Origin of the sequence: Klebsiella sp. CN_Kp075 (genome assembly GCF_040065055.2) — a bacterium.
In the GTDB taxonomy this organism is placed as follows: Bacteria; Pseudomonadota; Gammaproteobacteria; order Enterobacterales; family Enterobacteriaceae; genus Klebsiella; species Klebsiella aerogenes.
Genome location: NZ_CM198050.1, coordinates 5249997 through 5267428 on the forward strand (window position 1 = coordinate 5249997; position 17432 = coordinate 5267428).

16 protein-coding genes are annotated in these 17432 nt (G+C 56.1%); 2 read left to right on the plus strand and 14 right to left on the minus strand.

The annotated features are described in order from the left end of the window. The 14 genes from wzyE to trxA all read right to left on the minus strand — a co-directional run bounded on the left by wzyE (window position 1) and on the right by trxA (window position 14190). Window positions 1-1347 (minus strand): ECA oligosaccharide polymerase, encoded by a 1347-nt coding sequence (wzyE, locus tag ABLV78_RS25010; RefSeq protein WP_015368875.1) that lies wholly within the window; start codon window positions 1345-1347, stop codon window positions 1-3. Beyond that, a complete protein-coding gene (locus tag ABLV78_RS25015) occupies window positions 1344-2420 on the minus strand; it encodes a TDP-N-acetylfucosamine:lipid II N-acetylfucosaminyltransferase (protein ID WP_047045691.1) in 1077 nt (358 codons plus the stop codon). Before ABLV78_RS25015 ends, wzyE begins: the two co-directional genes overlap by 4 nt. Next, entirely contained in the window at window positions 2417-3667 is a 1251-nt protein-coding gene (gene wzxE, locus ABLV78_RS25020) for a lipid III flippase WzxE (RefSeq protein WP_045378694.1), read from the minus strand. Before wzxE ends, ABLV78_RS25015 begins: the two co-directional genes overlap by 4 nt. A gap of 1 nt (window position 3668) precedes the next feature. Continuing rightward, the gene (gene rffA / locus ABLV78_RS25025) at window positions 3669-4799 is read right to left on the minus strand and encodes a dTDP-4-amino-4,6-dideoxygalactose transaminase (protein ID WP_045395563.1); all 1131 of its coding nucleotides are present in this window, start codon (window positions 4797-4799) and stop codon (window positions 3669-3671) included. Between the two features lie 4 nt (window positions 4800-4803). Then, a complete protein-coding gene (gene rffC, locus ABLV78_RS25030; RefSeq protein ID WP_047045688.1) occupies window positions 4804-5478 on the minus strand; it encodes a dTDP-4-amino-4,6-dideoxy-D-galactose acyltransferase in 675 nt (224 codons plus the stop codon). Continuing rightward, window positions 5456-6337 carry a glucose-1-phosphate thymidylyltransferase RfbA gene (gene rfbA, locus ABLV78_RS25035; RefSeq protein WP_015368880.1) on the minus strand — a complete coding sequence of 294 codons (882 nt, stop codon included), beginning with the start codon at window positions 6335-6337 and terminating at the stop codon, window positions 5456-5458. The genes rffC and rfbA overlap by 23 nt, the downstream gene beginning before the upstream one ends. Before the next feature lie 18 nt (window positions 6338-6355). Next, entirely contained in the window at window positions 6356-7423 is a 1068-nt protein-coding gene (gene rffG, locus ABLV78_RS25040; protein WP_047045685.1) for a dTDP-glucose 4,6-dehydratase, read from the minus strand. Then, window positions 7420-8682, minus strand: coding sequence for a UDP-N-acetyl-D-mannosamine dehydrogenase (gene wecC / locus ABLV78_RS25045; RefSeq protein WP_045395557.1), 1263 nt, complete (start codon window positions 8680-8682; stop codon window positions 7420-7422). Before wecC ends, rffG begins: the two co-directional genes overlap by 4 nt. Further along, window positions 8679-9809, minus strand: a complete 1131-nt coding sequence (gene wecB / locus ABLV78_RS25050) for a non-hydrolyzing UDP-N-acetylglucosamine 2-epimerase (protein WP_072048022.1) — start codon at window positions 9807-9809, stop codon at window positions 8679-8681. Before wecB ends, wecC begins: the two co-directional genes overlap by 4 nt. 55 nt (window positions 9810-9864) lie before the next feature. Further along, window positions 9865-10911, minus strand: coding sequence for an ECA polysaccharide chain length modulation protein (wzzE, locus tag ABLV78_RS25055; RefSeq protein ID WP_047045682.1), 1047 nt, complete (start codon window positions 10909-10911; stop codon window positions 9865-9867). A gap of 13 nt (window positions 10912-10924) precedes the next feature. Further along, window positions 10925-12028: a UDP-N-acetylglucosamine--undecaprenyl-phosphate N-acetylglucosaminephosphotransferase gene (gene wecA, locus ABLV78_RS25060; RefSeq protein WP_015368885.1), complete on the minus strand. Its 1104-nt coding sequence runs from the start codon at window positions 12026-12028 to the stop codon at window positions 10925-10927. 241 nt (window positions 12029-12269) lie between these two features. After that, window positions 12270-13529, minus strand: coding sequence for a transcription termination factor Rho (gene rho / locus ABLV78_RS25065; RefSeq protein ID WP_002883293.1), 1260 nt, complete (start codon window positions 13527-13529; stop codon window positions 12270-12272). A gap of 86 nt (window positions 13530-13615) precedes the next feature. Then, a complete protein-coding gene (locus tag ABLV78_RS25070; protein WP_131631697.1) occupies window positions 13616-13717 on the minus strand; it encodes a rho operon leader peptide in 102 nt (33 codons plus the stop codon). Window positions 13718-13860: 143 nt separating this feature from the next. Next, window positions 13861-14190, minus strand: a complete 330-nt coding sequence (gene trxA / locus ABLV78_RS25075; RefSeq protein WP_002883224.1) for a thioredoxin TrxA — start codon at window positions 14188-14190, stop codon at window positions 13861-13863. Window positions 14191-14533: 343 nt separating this feature from the next. Here trxA and rhlB point away from each other — a divergent pair, with 343 nt between their 5' ends. Together rhlB and gppA are read left to right on the plus strand one after the other, a co-directional pair. Beyond that, complete coding sequence (gene rhlB / locus ABLV78_RS25080) at window positions 14534-15799, plus strand: ATP-dependent RNA helicase RhlB (RefSeq protein ID WP_015368886.1); 1266 nt, start codon at window positions 14534-14536, stop codon at window positions 15797-15799. Window positions 15800-15914: 115 nt separating this feature from the next. Further along, window positions 15915-17420, plus strand: coding sequence for a guanosine-5'-triphosphate,3'-diphosphate diphosphatase (gppA, locus tag ABLV78_RS25085; RefSeq protein WP_165430614.1), 1506 nt, complete (start codon window positions 15915-15917; stop codon window positions 17418-17420). Window positions 17421-17432 lie beyond the last annotated feature (12 nt).

Sequence of the window (17432 nt, forward strand, 5' to 3'; positions counted from 1 at the left end):
TCATACCTGCGGTTGCGAAAGCGGCTTCACCCGCTTATGAATCAATCCTGCGCTGTCCAGGAGCCAGTACAGCAATTTCGCCGCTAACAAGCAGATACCAAAGATCACGAGGAAAAACACCACGCGGGAGCCGAACGAATCCAACCCTTCGCGTGCCAGCACTATCATGTTGAAGATAGCGCCGAAACAGAAACTGTGCAGGATAGCCGCTTTGTAGCGATTGCTCTCCCGATTGCCAAGTTCGTACAACCAGTCAAACCATTTAATGATAAGCCCTACCGCGACGGCGCCCAGCGGTACGAACCATACGCCGCCCATCACCACCAGCGAACCAATCAGCGTCGGCGATATCGCCAGCCCCGAATGGTTGTTTAATACTTCCCACGTGAAGTAATTGGCGGTATTCAGCACCATTGTCGGGCGACCGTGCCACATCCAGCTGGGGATAAAGACGTAGAAGTCGCGGATCATCGGCGCCAGCCCCTGGAACTCAATCTTGTCGTAGTTCTGCAGCAGCAGCGCCAGGTTCTCCCACGGCGAGAAGGTATCACGCGTGAGATAGAGGAAAGTATAAAACGCTTCATCGCCGCTAACGTTCATCCCGTAGCGCTTCAACGCCAACCAGAACATGCCGACAATACCCAGCACGCCCGCCGCCGCCAGCATCCACAGGCTGATCCAGCCGCGAATAATGCCGATAAACAGGAAGATAGCGAAAGCGATAATGATATTGGCGCGGGTGCCGCCGACGATCGCGTAGGTCAGCAGGCCAAAGGCGACGGTGCTCACCAGGAAGAAAATCCACGCCTTGTAATCCTGACGCAGGAAATAGATCACCAGCATCGCCGGAATAAAGAAGTAGAAGAAGCGCTTCAACGCCACGCCGGACACTTCCGCAGAGAATATCTGGCTGTATGAATTGAGCTTAAATAGCAGAAAACCGTTGTGGGCGAAGAAGATACCGACGCACAGCAGCGCCAGCCCCATCAAAATCCCCCAGGCCAGATGGGTTTCAACCCGGTTCATGGTGAACAGCGGGCGACGTGGAACATCACGCGATGCCGGACGCAGTCGCGTTTTGTAGGTCACGTAGTAGATGGCGTAGAAGCACACCGCAACCAGCAGCGTCTGCAGCAAAATCTCCGGCGGCGCCACGCTGACGTCAAAGCGGAACACCAGGATACTGGTTAACGGGAAGCCGAAGAAAAAGGTGAGCAGGAACAACAACGAGAAAAAGACGTTGAAGTTAAAGCGCACGCGGCGGAACTCAAACCAGGTGGCGGTGGCGATAAACAGCGTCGACAGCAGCCAGACCACCAATAGCCCGCTAAATTGCATTAACGTCATACCCGATCCTCCGCTGCCAGCTGTAACGCCCGCTGCCAGCCCGCCAGATAGTTCGGGCGGAAGAAAGCGATTTGCGTTTTATCAACGCTCGCTAACTGGCGCTGTGCTTCACGCACCACGTCGACATTCAGAGTATCGCTGGTAAACAGCACCGGGATCTGTTGTTCGGTCATATCCTGCCAGAACGGATTTTCGCGATTGAGCACGCAGGGAATACCCGCCTGAACCAGCAGGCACAGCGTGCCGATACCCTGCTGGCGCGCAAACAGGAAATAACCCAGATCGCAGCGGCGCAGCAGCGCCAGATAATCATCAAACTCAAGCTTCTCGCTGAGGATCTGCAGATGCTCGCGACTAAACAGCGCCGCTCCCGCCTGACGAACTTCATCAATGTAGGCTTCATTGTTGGCCGGATAGCCCATCGGTACGATGACATTCACCGTATCGCCAAATTGCTGATAAATCGCCTTTAACGCTGCAATATGCTCATTACTACGATCGCCGGAATTTCCGACCAGAATGGTCAGGGTGTCACCGCGCGGGGCGGTATCGGCAAGAGAATTTAGCGATGGATCCATGCGGGTCGGGAAATACAGCAGTTCGCCCGGCACTCGCGGATGGCGGTTCGCAAACCAGCTGAGATCGCCGCGGGTGGCGAAAACGCGTCCTACCCGCCCTTGCGCCATGCGGCGCAGAGGATAAAACAGACGGAATTTCAGGCTGGCTGAGTTTTCATACAGATCCGCGCCCCAGATATGCCAGTTAAACTGCGACGGGCGGATCCCGCCGCTCAACAGCGCCAGCCACAGACCGGTATTAAACTGACCGTGGAAAAAAAAGCGCTGCTGGCGATCGGCTTTCGCTTTGGCGATCGCCGCCTGCGCCAGCGATTTTTTTCCCGGGTAGCAGGTAATTTCCAGCGCCGGATACGCCTCGCGCATACCTGTCGCATCACCCACGACCATAAACGTCCTGGCCCGCGCGTCGGCGGCCAGTTCGTCGTTAAAGAACCGCAATACGGTCTGGTTGTGGTGCGGGATATCCGATCCCAGTACGTGTATCAGTGCTGTCATGCCCGTTTACGCCAGAGTAAAAACACGCCACTACAAAGGGCGAAATAAACAATATAAGTGGCCATATACGCCTGCGCCGCGCCAAGTGCGCCGTGCGCCGGAATAAGCCAGTGTGAAAATGCGGTCAGCAGCGTGAACTGGCTGATTTCCGTCAGAATATAAAAACGCAATGACGCTTTGGCGATCACCAGATAGCCGTAAACGTAAGCGCCAACTTTTAAAACATCGCCCACTAACTGCCAGGCGAACAGGTCGCGCATCGCGGTGAAGCGCGCGGAAAACAGTAACCAGATGGCAAAATCGCGCAGCAGCCAGACCGTCAGGCTCGCCGCCGCCACCGCCGGCAGGACGAATTTCAACGACTTCACTATTTCACGCGTGATGTCCGTTTTGGCGCTCAGCCGCGACAACGTCGGCAGCAGATATACGCTAAAGGAAGCGGTAATAAACTGCAGGTAGGCATCCGAGATACTGCTCACCCCCTGCCAGATGCCGACCGCCTCCCAGCCGTAATGCGCCGCCAGCAGATTACGCATCATCACATAGGCCACCGGCAGCGTCACCGAGGTAATCAGCGCCATCAGGGTAAATTTCGATAGCTGCCCTGCAAGGCCGTTATCCCAACGCGGACGTAGCGCGCTCAGCGGGATCGCGCCACGTCGCCATAGCATAATGGCGGCCGGAACCACCACCAGCGCGGGGACTAACGCCAGCCCTAACAGCGCCCCCTGATAACCACCGAAGTAGTAACAGGCGTAATAGGCCGCCACGCCAATCAGGCTACCGGCAATCAGCGAAAAAGCGTTACCCGCCGCATCGCGAAACCCTTTCATCAGCGCCAGCAGATAGTTGGCCCACGCGATCCCCATCTGCACCAGCGCCACCAGACGTACCAGATTCTGATAGTGCGAATGGCCGAACAGCGCCTGGCTTATCGGCGCCGCCGCCAGCAAAAAGACCAGCGCCAGCAGGGTGGAAAAACCGAGCACCATTGATGACGACGTCCCGACCACCTGCTTCAGGCGTAGCGGATCGTCGTGATGTTGGGCAACCAGCTTAGTGACGCCATTAAAAATCCCGGCGCCAGCCAGTACGCCAAGGACGGTGACCAGTTGCCGGAAGTTACCGGCCTGGCCTACGCCCGCCGGGCCGAATGAGACCGCCAGCAGCTTTACCACCAGCAGACCGGCGCCTATTTTGACTAACGTGGACGCCGCGGTCCACAGTGACGCTTTTGCCAACGACATATCAGGAGAAGTAGCTCAGCAGCGAGTTAATCACCGTCCGTTGGTTTACCGCAGACAGGTTGTAGAACAGCGGTAAACGCAGCAGGCGTTCGCTCTCCTGGGTGGTATAACGATCTTCGCCACAGAACTCGCCGAACTGTTCGCCAGCCGGGCAGCTATGTAGTGGAATGTAATGGAACACCGCCAGAATTTCTGCTTCTTTCAGCCAGTTAATCAGCGCCGCCCGGTCATCGTTATCCCGCAGCTTAATGTAGAACATATGCGCGTTTTGCCCGCAATCCGCCGGCACCGCCGGCAGATCGATACGGCCCGCGCGCGCCAGCGGCAGCAGCGCGTCATAATAATTTTGCCACAGCATCAGGCGCTGCTGGTTAATCCGCTCAGCGGCTTCCAGCTGCGCCCAGAGATAGGCGGCCTGCAGATCGGACATCAAATAGCTGGAACCGATATCGCGCCAGGTGTACTTATCCACCAGACCGCGGAAGAACTGGCTACGGTTAGTGCCTTTTTCGCGAATGATCTCCGCGCGTTCCACCAATTTAGGATCGTTGATAAGCGTTGCGCCACCTTCACCACCAGCGGTGTAGTTTTTCGTCTCATGGAAACTAAAGCAACCAATATGGCCGATAGTGCCCAGCGCGCGGCCCTTATAGGTGGACATCACGCCCTGCGCGGCGTCTTCCACCACGTACAGGTTATATTTGGCGGCGAGCGCCATGATGGTGTCCATCTCACAGGCCACGCCCGCATAATGCACCGGCACGATCGCCCGGGTTTTATCGGTGATCGCCGCTTCTATCAACGACTCATCAATATTCATCGTATCGCGACGGATATCGACGAAGACGATTTTCGCCCCGCGCAGCACAAAGGCGTTGGCGGTGGAAACGAAGGTATAGCTGGGCATGATGACTTCATCGCCCGGCTGAATATCCAGCAGCAGCGCCGCCATTTCCAGAGACGCGGTGCAGGATGGCGTCAGCAGCGCCTTCGCGGTGCCGAAGCGCTGTTCAAACCACTGCTGGCAGCGACGGGTAAAACCGCCGTCGCCGCAAAGCTTGCCGCTGTTCATCGCCGATTGCATGTAATCGAGCTCGGTTCCCACCACCGGCGGTGCGTTAAATGGAATCATCGTGTCACCTGTATAACCAGTACGCGGTGCTTTCCACATTCGCACCGCTGAGAATATAACGTTTAAGCGCGGCGGTGTTGCCCATTTGGGTCGCCACCCGCAGTGTAGAAAGCCCGCGTTGCGCCGCCCAGTGGCGCGCCGCCTGCATAAGCTCGGCGCCAGCGCCGCGCCCGGCCAACAGGCCGATACGCGCGTCGGTGTCATTGAGCTGACGCAAAGAAACAAATGCGCGGATGTCGCCATCGGACGCGCGAAATAACAGACACTGGTGATCAAAGGTTCCCAGTACCGCGTTTTCAATCCATTGCGCGTAGAAACGGCCGCTGGCGTCAGCGGCGTACCAGGGAGCGCGAAAACGGCTCATGGCAAAGGCCTGCGCCGCCAGTTCGCGCAGTCGCGCAATATCGCCTTCAACGGCCCATTCGGCGCCAGCATCAGCCGGCTCGCCTACCGGCAACGCCAGATCGACCTCGCCTTCCACCAGTTGAAAACCGATCTCCTGTAGCGCATCCAGCCGGGCGGTGTCGCTGGCGGCGACTTTCGCCTGCACTCGCGACCATCCTGCCAGGGCTTCAGCGGTGAGCAGCGGCGCGCGTTCGTCAAAGCGAACGATACCGCTATTAACGGCGAAGAAGCGGTTTTCCCACTCCAGCGCTTCAATATTGGCGCGGGCGGGCACGGAGGAGATCCAGCAAGTATTGGCCATAGCCGGTTTTTTCCAGCCGCTTCGCGGCGCGTTTGACGCCGTCATCATCAAGCCAGCCGTTACGCCAGGCTATTTCTTCCAGACAGGCGATTTTAAAGCCCTGCCGCTTCTCTACCGTCTGCACAAACATGCTGGCTTCAATCAGGCTATCGTGCGTGCCGGTATCCAGCCACGCAAAGCCGCGCCCAAGCAGCTCGACGGTTAACGCGCCATCCTCAAGATACATCTGGTTGATGGAGGTAATTTCCAGCTCGCCGCGCTCGGATGGTTTGACCCGTTTGGCGTATTCGGCCACTTTTCCATCGTAGAAATAAAGCCCGGTGACCGCCCAGTTCGACTTGGGTTGTTTCGGCTTTTCCTCCAGCGACAAGGCGCGGAAGTTGTCATCAAACTCCACTACGCCGAAGCGCTCAGGATCCATCACCTGATAGCCAAATACCGTCGCCCCTTCGGTGCGGGTTGCGACGCTACGCAGCTTAGGGCTAAAGCTCTGGCCAAAGAAGATATTATCGCCCAACACCAGGCACGCCGGTTCGCCGTTGAGAAACGCTTCCCCGATAATAAATGCCTGGGCTAAACCATCAGGAGTCGGCTGAACGGCATAATGCAATTGGATACCGAACTCGGAGCCATCGCCGAGCAGGCGTTGGAAATCGCGCTGATCTTCCGGCGTGGTGATGATAAGGATTTCACGGATCCCGGCCAGCATTAACACCGACAGCGGGTAGTAAATCATCGGCTTGTCGTAAATCGGCAGCAGCTGTTTCGACACGCCGCGCGTGATGGGATGCAGGCGCGTACCGGAACCGCCTGCCAGAATAATACCTTTCATCATGCCCTCCTGGGCCAGTTAGCCGTGCAGCCCAAGACGCTCGCCCTGATAGCTACCGTCCTGAACCTGCCGCCACCATGCCTCATTTGCCAGATACCACTGGACGGTCTTGCGCATGCCGGAAGTAAAGGTCTCATCCGGCGTCCAGCCCAGCTCGCGTGCAATCTTCGCCGCATCAATCGCATAACGCAGATCGTGGCCCGGCCGGTCAGCAACGAAGGTTATCAAATCGCGATAGTGCGCCACGCCCTGCGGCTTTTGCGGCGCCAGCTCTTCGAGCAATTCGCAAATGGTTTCCACCACCTCGATGTTTTTGCGTTCGTTATGGCCGCCGATATTGTAAGTTTCGCCCGGTTCGCCGCGGGTCGCCACCAGATACAGCGCTCTGGCGTGGTCTTCGACATACAGCCAGTCGCGAATTTGTTGGCCGTTACCGTAAACCGGTAGCGGTTTTCCCGCCAACGCGTTGAGAATAATCAACGGGATCAGCTTCTCCGGGAAGTGATACGGGCCGTAGTTATTCGAGCAATTAGTGATAAGCGTCGGCAGGCCATAGGTACGCTGCCAGGCGCGTACCAGATGGTCGCTACTGGCTTTCGAGGCCGAATAGGGGCTGCTTGGCGCATAAGGCGTGGTCTCGGTAAAGAAATCATCGCTGCCGTGCAGATCGCCATACACTTCGTCCGTCGAGATATGATGGAAGCGAAACGCCGATTTTTGCTCCGCCGTCAGCGTATTCCACCAGCTGCGCGCGGCTTCCAGCAGCGTATAGGTACCGACGATATTGGTTTCGATGAACGCCGCCGGGCCATCGATGGAACGATCGACATGGCTTTCCGCCGCCAGATGCATCACCGTATCGGGTTGATGCTGGCGAAAGACGCGATCCAGCTCAGCCCGGTTACAGATATCCACCTGTTCAAAGGCAAAACGCGCATCCTGCGCCACCGGCGCCAGCGACATCAAATTGCCGGCGTAGGTCAGCTTATCCACGACCACGACGCGATCGGCGGTGTGCTGGATGATTTCACGCACTACCGCGGAGCCAATAAAGCCCGCGCCGCCGGTGACCAGAATCGTTCTCACCGCCACACTCCTTTGGTGTCGATGATATAGGCCTGAGCAACGCTATCGCCGCTAACGGCTTTAAACTCGTTGTGATCGACCAGCATCACCAGCACATCGGCGCTCGCCAGCGCGTCATCAAGTGTCGCCAGCGTACACAGGCCATCAAGTTTCTTCGGCAGCGCGTGAATGTTGGGCTCAACCACCTGCGTCGCGCCGCTGTGCCAGCGGGCGATCTGCGCGGCAATTTCCATCGCCGGGCTTTCACGTAGATCATCAATGTTAGGCTTAAAGGCCAGGCCGAAGCAGGCAATAGTCAGTTCGCTGGCGCGTTTATTGCTGGCATTCAGGCACTCGGCAACCTGTGCTTTCACCCGTTCGATAACCCATTCCGGCTTGTGGTCGTTTACCTCGCGCGCGGTGCGAATCAGACGCGCCTGCTGCGGGTTTTGCGCCACGATAAACCACGGATCGACGGCGATACAGTGGCCGCCGACGCCCGGACCCGGCTGCAGAATATTGACGCGCGGATGGCGGTTCGCCAGGCGGATCAGTTCCCAGACGTTGATCCCCTGATCGGCGCAAATCAGCGATAGTTCGTTAGCAAAGGCGATGTTGACGTCGCGGAAGCTGTTTTCCGTCAGCTTGCACATTTCCGCAGTGCGCGAGTTAGTCACTACGCATTCGCCTTCAAGGAAAATTTTATATAGCTCACTGGCGCGCGCCGAACAGACCGGCGACATACCGCCAATTACGCGGTCGTTTTTGATGAGTTCAACCATCACCTGCCCCGGCAGCACGCGCTCTGGACAGTAGGCGATATTAACGTCAGCCGCCTCGCCCACCTGCTGTGGGAAGCTGAGATCGGGGCGCATCGCCGCCAGCCACTCGGCCATCTGTTCGGTCGAACCGACCGGCGAAGTGGATTCCAGGATCACCAATGCCCCTTTCTTCAGGGTCGGCGCAATAGATTTAGCGGCGGATTCGACAAAGGCCATATCTGGCTCATGTCCGCCTTTAAACGGCGTCGGGACGGCAATCAGGTAGGCGTCAGACTCCACCGGCACGGTGGTGGCGCTTAAATATCCCTGTTCAACCGCCGTTTTTACGACGCTCGCTAAATCCGGCTCGACGATATGAATCTCACCACGGTTAATGGTCTCTACGGCGTGTTGATTGATGTCCACGCCAACCACCCGCCGTTGCCGGGACGCAAATGCGGCAGCGGTTGGCAGACCAATGTATCCAAGGCCAATCACTGAAATGGTAGAAAAACTCATAGCGTTACCTGATTATTTTTAAGGGCGGATAAAATACGATCGCATGCCTGTCCATCGCCGTAAGGATTATGGGCCCGGCTCATCGCCTGCCAGGCGGCATCATCCTGCAGCAGCCGGGTGACTTCATCAACGATACGCTGTCTGTCAGTGCCGACCAGCCGCACGGTGCCGGCGGCGACCGCCTCCGGACGTTCCGTCATTTCGCGCATCACCAGTACCGGTTTACCCAGCGACGGCGCCTCTTCCTGAATCCCGCCGGAATCGGTCAGAATCAGCCACGCGCGATTCATCAGCCAGACGAACGGCAGGTAATCCTGCGGTTCAATTAATTTCACGTTGGCGACATGGCCGAGAATACGATTAACCGGTTCACTGACATTCGGGTTCAGGTGAACCGGGTAAACAATCTGCACATCAGGATGATGGCTGGCGATATCCGCCAGCGCATGGCAAATGTGCTCGAAGCCGAGACCAAAGCTCTCGCGACGGTGGCCGGTCACCAGAATTAATTTCTTATCCGCTTCGAGGAACGGGTAGCGCTGCATCAGTTCATTGCGCAGCGCCTCATCGCCAAGGACACGATCGCGAACCCAAAACAGCGCATCGATCACCGTATTACCGGTGACGGTAATACGTTCTGCGTCAATATTTTCCCGCAGCAGGTTATCGCGCGAGGTGGCGGTCGGGGCAAAATGGTACATCGCCAGGCGCCCGGTCAGCGTGCGGTTGCCCTCTTCCGGCCACGGCGAGTTCAGATCGCCGGTACGCAGGCCCGCTTCTACGTGGCCCACCGGGATACGCTGATAAAACGCCGCCAGACTGGCCGCCATCGTCGTCGTGGTATCGCCATGTACCAGCACCACGTCCGGCTTAAACGACTCCAGTACCGGCTTTAAACCTTGCAGAATACGGCAGGTAATCTCGGTTAATCCCTGCCCCGGCTGCATAATGTTCAGATCGTAGTCCGGCGTAATCGAAAACAGTTTCAACACCTGATCGAGCATCTCCCGATGCTGCGCGGTTACGCAAACCTTTGCCTCAAAATGAGGATCCTTTGCCAGCGCATGGACCAGCGGCGCCATCTTGATGGCTTCTGGTCTCGTGCCAAATACAGTTAGTACTTTCACATCGATTCTCTTCGATTAGGTGATGATGGCGCGGAGCCTTCATCACAGGCCCCATTCACTGGACACGACGACGTGCTAACGCCACGCCTGCGCCGATGAGCGCGCCCACAATCCCCCACATGATCATCAGAAATACGCGCCGCGGGCTATCGCGTTTTACAGGTTCTTCCGGCGTACGCAAATATCTGTAAGTCTGAAAACGTGGATCCAGCGTCGGGCCAACGTTTAGCGTGTTCAGCATGGCGCGGTTCTGGTCATAGTCGAGATCGTATTCCGGCCCTACGGCCTGCAGATTTTCGAGGCGCGCCTGCAGCATCGGCCGGCCCAGTAAGAAGAGTTCGGAGGCCGGCAGCTGCTCCGCCGGAACATCGGTCTCGCTGCGTGAAATGTTATGCTGCTGGGCGATTTTCAACGCCTGCTCGACGCTCTGCACGCGGCGGTTGTAGATCTCGCTCGCCACCTCTTCCTGACGCTTCACCTGCGCTTTCATCTGTACGGTACGCGCCGCCCAGGCGCCCTTCAGCTCATCATTAAGATGACCGGCGGCACGCTGACTGGCGAAAGCGACGTACTGACGCAGCAGATTATTGGCATCTGGCGCGGTCTCCGCCGTCAGCTTGATGCTGTCATTGACGCTTTTCAGCGGGTCGCCCGGGATAAACTGAATATCGTTGATCAGATCGTCAAGCATCGCGGCATCCGCGCGCGCGTTGCCTGACTGACGCTGCTTGTAGTAGTCGGTCTGCAGCCAGAAGTCACGGCGGGTATCCCATGACGCCTGTTGCATAATAAACTCTTTGTATGCCTCATCCATGGCGGAAGGTTGGTCTACCGAAGCCAGATCGGCTTTGATATCCAGGTTACGTAAGAACTGCTGTTGCGAATAGTATCCACCCAGCATATTGACGGTCGGCCGGTCGGTAATTGCCGTCGCGCTCCACTCCTGGCGAGCAAAAAAGGAATAAATAAGAACGATCAGCGCGAATAGCACGGCGATGCCGACTATCCAGCCTTTTCCTGCCCATAAGGCGCGAAACAGCCCGCGAATATCCAGTTCGTTCTCAACGTTCACTGCTTGTGCTCCCGGTAATGGTTGAGTCATCACGTCCCCAGTTTTACTTGGTTAAATTTGGATTATTGCCGCTGTGTCGCCGAATTCTGCGTCTAATGCGCTTAACCAGACGCGCCACTTTCCATGCGCGCTTAATGCAGTAGCCATAAAGTAAAAAAGCAAACAAAAAGAGTATTAACATCACCCATTCAGGAACAATACGGGTGTATTCCGCCACTACGCCGACCAGCGCCAATAAAGCGGCAGCCAGCGTAATCAGGACAAAGGCCTGCCGGGAAGTAAACCCGGCACGCATGATCAAATGATGAATATGCTGACGGTCTGGCGAGAATGGGCTCATCCCCTTTCTCAGGCGGCGATACATAATCGCCACCATATCCATCAATGGAATCGCAATAATCCACAGCGCCGTCACCGGGCTGATGGGATGCGTTTTGCCCTGCGTCGTTTCCAGCAGGATCCAGATAATGGTGAAGCCAATCATGGTGCTGCCGGCATCACCCATAAACACTTTATAGCGACGTCCAAGCGCGCCGAGATTAAGTAAAATATAGGGCAGAATGGCGGCAATCATCGCAAAACACCACATTGCCAGGCTGTACTGGCCGTCAAACCACAGGATGATGCCGGTTGCGGCAAAGGAGACGGACGATAACCCGCCGAGCAGTCCGTCAATGCCATCTACCATATTGAAGGCGTTGATTGCCGCCCAAACGGCGAAAAGGGTGAGGAAAAAACCAAATGGGCCGAGGACTAACTCCCACGAACCGAAAATATAGCCGAGACTGCTGAGATGCAGATTACCCGCCGTCATCATGATAACGGCTATCGCGGCCTGAATAACCGCACGAATTTTTACGCTGATATCAAATCGGTCATCTAATGCGCCGACCAACACCAGCACGCCCGCGCAGGCCAGATACAGCGTGGCATGAGGGATATAATAATCGGCAATCGCAAAGGTAAAACAAATACCGGCATAAACTGAGATACCACCAACTAACGGAATCAAACCTTGATGCCGTTTCCGATAGTTTGGCTTATCCACTAACCCAATTTTTTTCGCTGCTTTACGGGCAACAAATATAAAGAGGGTCGTGAATAAGAAAACACTGATTAATTCAGTAATAGCAGTGAGTAAATTCACAACACATGTGCTCTCAGCATAGTTAATCCGGGGAGTATAACGATGATGTCTCCACTCCTGAAGGGGAAAAGCAGAACATTACAAATTTATTGTATATATTTTAGACTGTTAAAGTCCTTTCTGCCTTACCCGCCGCGCATATCATACGGCAACGCTAGCGGCGCTTTTCCCGCCTGGATCATACAAAGCTACAAAACAAAACGCCACGCAATCGCGTGGCGTTTTTTCGGCGTATTCCGTCTTACGAACGCTTCATCATATCGAAGAAGTCGTCGTTAGTTTTGGTCATCGCCAGCTTATTAATGAGGAACTCCATTGCGTCGATTTCACCCATTGGATGGATGATTTTGCGCAGGATCCACATTTTCTGCAGCTCTTCCTGGGTGGTCAGCAGCTCTTCTTTACGGGTACCGGAACGGTTGTAGTCGATAGCCGGGAAGACGCGTTTTTCCGCAATCTTACGGGAGAGGTGCAGTTCCATGTTACCGGTGCCTTTGAACTCTTCGTAGATAACTTCATCCATTTTAGAGCCGGTATCGATAAGCGCGGTAGCGATAATGGTCAGGCTGCCGCCCTCTTCCACGTTACGCGCCGCACCGAAGAAGCGCTTCGGACGATGCAGGGCGTTGGCGTCCACACCACCGGTCAGTACTTTACCGGAAGCCGGAACCACGGTGTTGTAGGCACGGGCCAGACGGGTGATGGAGTCGAGCAGGATGATAACGTCTTTTTTGTGCTCAACCAGACGTTTCGCTTTCTCGATAACCATTTCGGCAACCTGCACGTGGCGAGATGCGGGTTCGTCAAAGGTAGAAGCAACAACTTCGCCTTTAACCAGACGCTGCATCTCGGTTACTTCTTCCGGACGTTCGTCGATAAGCAACACCATCAGCACGCAGTCAGGATGGTTGTACGCGATGCTCTGCGCGATGTTCTGCAGCAGCATGGTTTTACCGGCTTTCGGCGGCGCGACGATCAGGCCACGCTGGCCGCGACCAATCGGCGATGCCAGATCCAGTACGCGAGCGGTTAAGTCTTCGGTAGAACCATTACCACGCTCCATACGCAGGCGCGAATTCGCGTGCAGCGGCGTTAAGTTCTCGAACAGAATCTTATTACGCGCGTTTTCCGGCTTGTCGTAGTTAACTTCGTTAACTTTCAGCAGCGCGAAGTAACGTTCACCCTCTTTAGGAGGACGAATCTTACCGGAGATGGTGTCACCAGTGCGGAGGTTGAAGCGGCGGATTTGGCTGGGGGATACGTAGATGTCGTCTGGACCGGCGAGGTAGGAGCTGTCTGCTGAGCGGAGGAATCCAAATCCATCCTGCAGTATCTCCAGTACGCCATCGCCAAAGATATCTTCGCCACTCTTTGAATGCTGCTTAAGGATGGCAAAAATAATATCCTGCTTACGCATACGAGCCAGGTTTTCCAGCCCCATATTTTCGCCGAGAGTAATCAGCTCAGAAACCGGCGTATTCTTTAATTCGGTAAGATTCATAGTGGTGTGGGTTCTTAAACTCGGGGTAAATCTCGAACTTAATGTTGTGAATGGTATGGCAGGAACATCCATGCCTGTTAGCGGCTTCATCTCGTGTCTGTACGTTGCCTGGTCACAGGAAAGAACGCAGAACTGAAACGACAAGACGGAATGAGTGATAAGCCCAGAATTATTAGCCTCACGCGCATAGTCTGCGGGACGCTTTGGGTAAAACAAGATTCAAACAATAGGTATGTTTAAAACGAAGTCTGGAATTAACTTAGCACGACTCAGGCCGGGCGTCCAGAGTTCCACAAAAAATAGGAATCCGGACGCCGGAATGGCAAACCGATTACGCCAGGTTGGCGTCGAGGAACTCTTTCAGTTGGCCTTTGGACAGCGCGCCGACTTTGGTCGCCGCGACTTCGCCGTTCTTGAACAGCAGCAGCGTCGGGATGCCGCGGATGCCGTACTTCGGCGCCGTGCCCGGGTTCTGATCGATGTTCAGTTTAGCCACGGTCAGTTTGCCTTGATACTCTTCAGCGATCTCATCCAGAATCGGGGCGATCATTTTGCACGGACCACACCACTCTGCCCAGAAATCGACGAGGGTCAGCCCGTCAGCCTTGAGTACGTCCGTGTCAAAACTGTCGTCAGTCAGGTGAATAATTTTATCGCTCATATATAACTCCACAGGAATAAGCCTGGTGTGTTGGTGTCGCAGTCATCAACGACGTGTTGATGCTACGTTATGCACGCTATTCTTCAGGATGCCTCTTTTATAAGCTACCTGCGGAAATGGATCCACCATGGACCACCACCGCCGATGCTTAAGCGCACTGTCTGCAAATCTACCTGCGGCAGATTTACCGCCCCCGTTGCGCTTAGTAGTCTAAGCTTTCCGGGATCCGTTCAGTAGCCGGAGACGCACCTTGAATAATTTCGTATATCGCCAACGAAAGGTTGACGTTATTTCACCGGATACGCTTTCTTAATGCAATAGTTAGCTGATATTCTACCACACTATGAGCAAAACACATTTGACAGAACAGAAGTTTTCCGACTTCGCCCTGCACCCGGCAGTTGTCGAAGCCCTTGAAAAAAAAGGGTTTCATAATTGCACACCCATTCAGGCTCTCGCCCTTCCGCTAACGCTGGAAGGTCGCGATGTCGCCGGGCAGGCGCAAACCGGTACCGGTAAAACGATGGCGTTTCTGACGTCAACGTTTCATTATCTTCTCTCTCACCCGGCCATCGCAGACCGCCAGGTTAACCAACCGCGCGCGCTGATCATGGCGCCGACGCGCGAGCTGGCGGTGCAGATTCACGCAGACGCCGAACCGCTGGCGCAGGCAACGGGCCTGAAACTGGGCCTGGCTTATGGCGGCGACGGCTACGATAAACAGCTGAAAGTGCTGGAAAGCGGCGTCGATATTCTGATCGGCACCACCGGTCGCCTGATCGATTACGCCAAACAAAACCATATTAACCTCGGCGCCATTCAGGTTGTCGTGCTGGACGAAGCCGATCGCATGTACGATCTCGGCTTTATTAAAGATATCCGCTGGCTATTCCGCCGCATGCCGCCAGCCACTCAGCGCCTGAACATGCTGTTCTCCGCTACGCTGTCTTATCGCGTACGCGAACTGGCGTTCGAACAGATGAACAACGCCGAGTACGTTGAAGTCGAACCGGAACAGAAAACCGGCCACCGTATTAAAGAAGAGCTGTTCTACCCTTCCAACGACGAAAAAATGCGCCTGCTGCAGACGCTGCTGGAAGAAGAGTGGCCCGACCGCGCTATCGTTTTCGCCAACACCAAGCATCGCTGCGAAGATATCTGGGGCCATCTGGCCGCAGACGGACATCGCGTCGGCCTGCTGACCGGCGACGTAGCGCAGAAAAAACGCCTGCGTATTCTCGAAGAGTTCACCCGCGGCGATCTCGATATTCTGGTTGCGACCGACGTAGCCGCTCGCGGCCTGCATATCCCAGCCGTCACCCATGTCTTTAACTATGACCTGCCGGATGACTGCGAAGACTATGTTCACCGTATCGGCCGTACCGGCCGCGCGGGCGCAAGCGGGCATTCTATTAGCCTGGCCTGCGAAGAGTACGCGCTGAACCTGCCGGCAATCGAAACCTATATCGGCCATTCGATCCCAGTCAGCAAGTACAATCCGGACGCGCTCATGACCGACTTACCTAAGCCGTTGCGTTTGACGCGCACCCGCCCAGGTAATGGCCCGCGCCGTAACGGCCCGCCACGTAATCGTCGTCGTTCAGGTTAACATCTATGCCATACGCGAAATCTTTCAGGATGCGCCATGGAGATAATCCCAGGCAATGCGTTCAGGTAAGTGGAATGGGCAACGACGCCCAGTCGACACAGGAGCGGCCTGAAAGATGAAGAGTATGAGTTCCACCTCGCTGTATGCCGCCATCGACCTTGGCTCCAATAGTTTTCATATGTTGGTGGTGCGCGAGGTGGCCGGCAGTATTCAAACGCTGAGCCGCATTAAGCGCAAGGTGCGTCTGGCCGCTGGCCTGAATAGCGATAATGCGCTCTCCGCGGAAGCGATGGAGCGCGGCTGGCAGTGCTTACGCCTGTTTGCCGAGCGTTTGCAGGATATTCCTTCAGCGCAAATTCGCGTCGTCGCTACCGCCACCCTGCGGCTGGCGGTCAACGCCGGCGAGTTTCTGGCGAAAGCGCAGGAAATCCTCGGTTGCCCCGTCCAGGTGATTAGCGGTGAAGAAGAAGCCCGCCTGATCTACCAGGGTGTAGCCCATACCACCGGCGGCGCCGATCAGCGCCTGGTGGTGGATATCGGCGGCGCCAGCACCGAACTGGTGACCGGCACCGGCGCGCAAACCACTTCTCTGTTCAGCCTGTCGATGGGCTGCGTCACCTGGCTTGAACGCTACTTCGCCGACCGTAGCCTGACTAAAGAAAACTTCGATCTCGCTGAAGCGGCGGCGCGCGATGTGCTGCGTCCGATCGCTGATGTCCTGCGCTACCACGGCTGGAAAGTGTGCGTTGGCGCCTCAGGCACCGTGCAGGCGCTGCAGGAAATCATGATGGCGCAGGGAATGGATGAACGCATCACCCTCAGCAAACTGCAGCAGCTTAGGCAGCGCGCTATCCAGTGCGGTCGGCTTGAAGAGCTGGAAATCGAAGGGCTGACGCTCGAACGCGCACTGGTTTTTCCGAGCGGCCTGGCCATTCTGATTGCTATCTTTAGCGAACTGAATATTCAGTGCATGACGCTGGCAGGCGGCGCATTACGCGAAGGGCTGGTCTACGGCATGCTGCACCTTTCCGTCGATCAGGATATTCGTAGCCGCACGCTGCGTAATATTCAGCGACGTTTTATGATCGATACCGAGCAGGCGCAACGGGTCGCGAATCTGGCCACCCATCTGGTGGATCAACTGGACAGCGGCTGGGAGCTGGATCCGCTAAGCCGCGATTTACTCGTCAGCGCCTGCGCGCTGCATGAAATTGGCCTGAGCGTCGATTTCAAACGCGCGCCGCAGCACGCCGCCTATCTGGTCAATAACCTCGACCTGCCCGGTTTTACCCCGGCGCAAAAGAAGCTCATCGCCACGCTGCTGCTCAACCAGACTAACGCCATCGATCTTTCTTCGCTCCATCAGCAAAACGCGGTACCGCCGCGCGTTGCCGAACATCTGTGTCGCCTGCTGCGACTGGCGATTCTGTTTGCCAGCCGCCGGCGCGACGATCTCCTGCCAACCATCCAGCTTACCGCCGACGACGAAAAACTGACGCTGACGCTGCCGGATGACTGGCTGGAAGAACACCCGCTGGGCCGGGAAATGGTCGAGCAAGAGTGCCAGTGGCAAAGTTATGTCCACTGGGCGCTGCTGATCGACGACGACGCGGCGAGGTAATTTCCGGCCAGG

Bases quoted from the DNA above. Each gene is read 5' to 3' on its own strand.
- wzxE (WP_045378694.1), bottom strand. From the start codon at position 3,667: ATGTCGTTGGCAAAAGCGTCACTGTGGACCGCGGCGTCCACGTTAGTC.
- ABLV78_RS25015 (WP_047045691.1), bottom strand. From the start codon at position 2,420: ATGACAGCACTGATACACGTACTGGGATCGGATATCCCGCACCACAAC.
- trxA (WP_002883224.1), bottom strand. From the start codon at position 14,190: ATGAGCGATAAAATTATTCACCTGACTGACGACAGTTTTGACACGGAC.
- rho (WP_002883293.1), bottom strand. From the start codon at position 13,529: ATGAATCTTACCGAATTAAAGAATACGCCGGTTTCTGAGCTGATTACT.
- wzyE (WP_015368875.1), bottom strand. From the start codon at position 1,347: ATGACGTTAATGCAATTTAGCGGGCTATTGGTGGTCTGGCTGCTGTCG.
- wecC (WP_045395557.1), bottom strand. From the start codon at position 8,682: ATGAGTTTTTCTACCATTTCAGTGATTGGCCTTGGATACATTGGTCTG.
- rhlB (WP_015368886.1), top strand. From the start codon at position 14,534: ATGAGCAAAACACATTTGACAGAACAGAAGTTTTCCGACTTCGCCCTG.
- ABLV78_RS25070 (WP_131631697.1), bottom strand. From the start codon at position 13,717: ATGCGCGTGAGGCTAATAATTCTGGGCTTATCACTCATTCCGTCTTGT.
- rfbA (WP_015368880.1), bottom strand. From the start codon at position 6,337: ATGAAAGGTATTATTCTGGCAGGCGGTTCCGGTACGCGCCTGCATCCC.
- gppA (WP_165430614.1), top strand. From the start codon at position 15,915: ATGAAGAGTATGAGTTCCACCTCGCTGTATGCCGCCATCGACCTTGGC.
- rffA (WP_045395563.1), bottom strand. From the start codon at position 4,799: ATGATTCCATTTAACGCACCGCCGGTGGTGGGAACCGAGCTCGATTAC.
- wzzE (WP_047045682.1), bottom strand. From the start codon at position 10,911: ATGACTCAACCATTACCGGGAGCACAAGCAGTGAACGTTGAGAACGAA.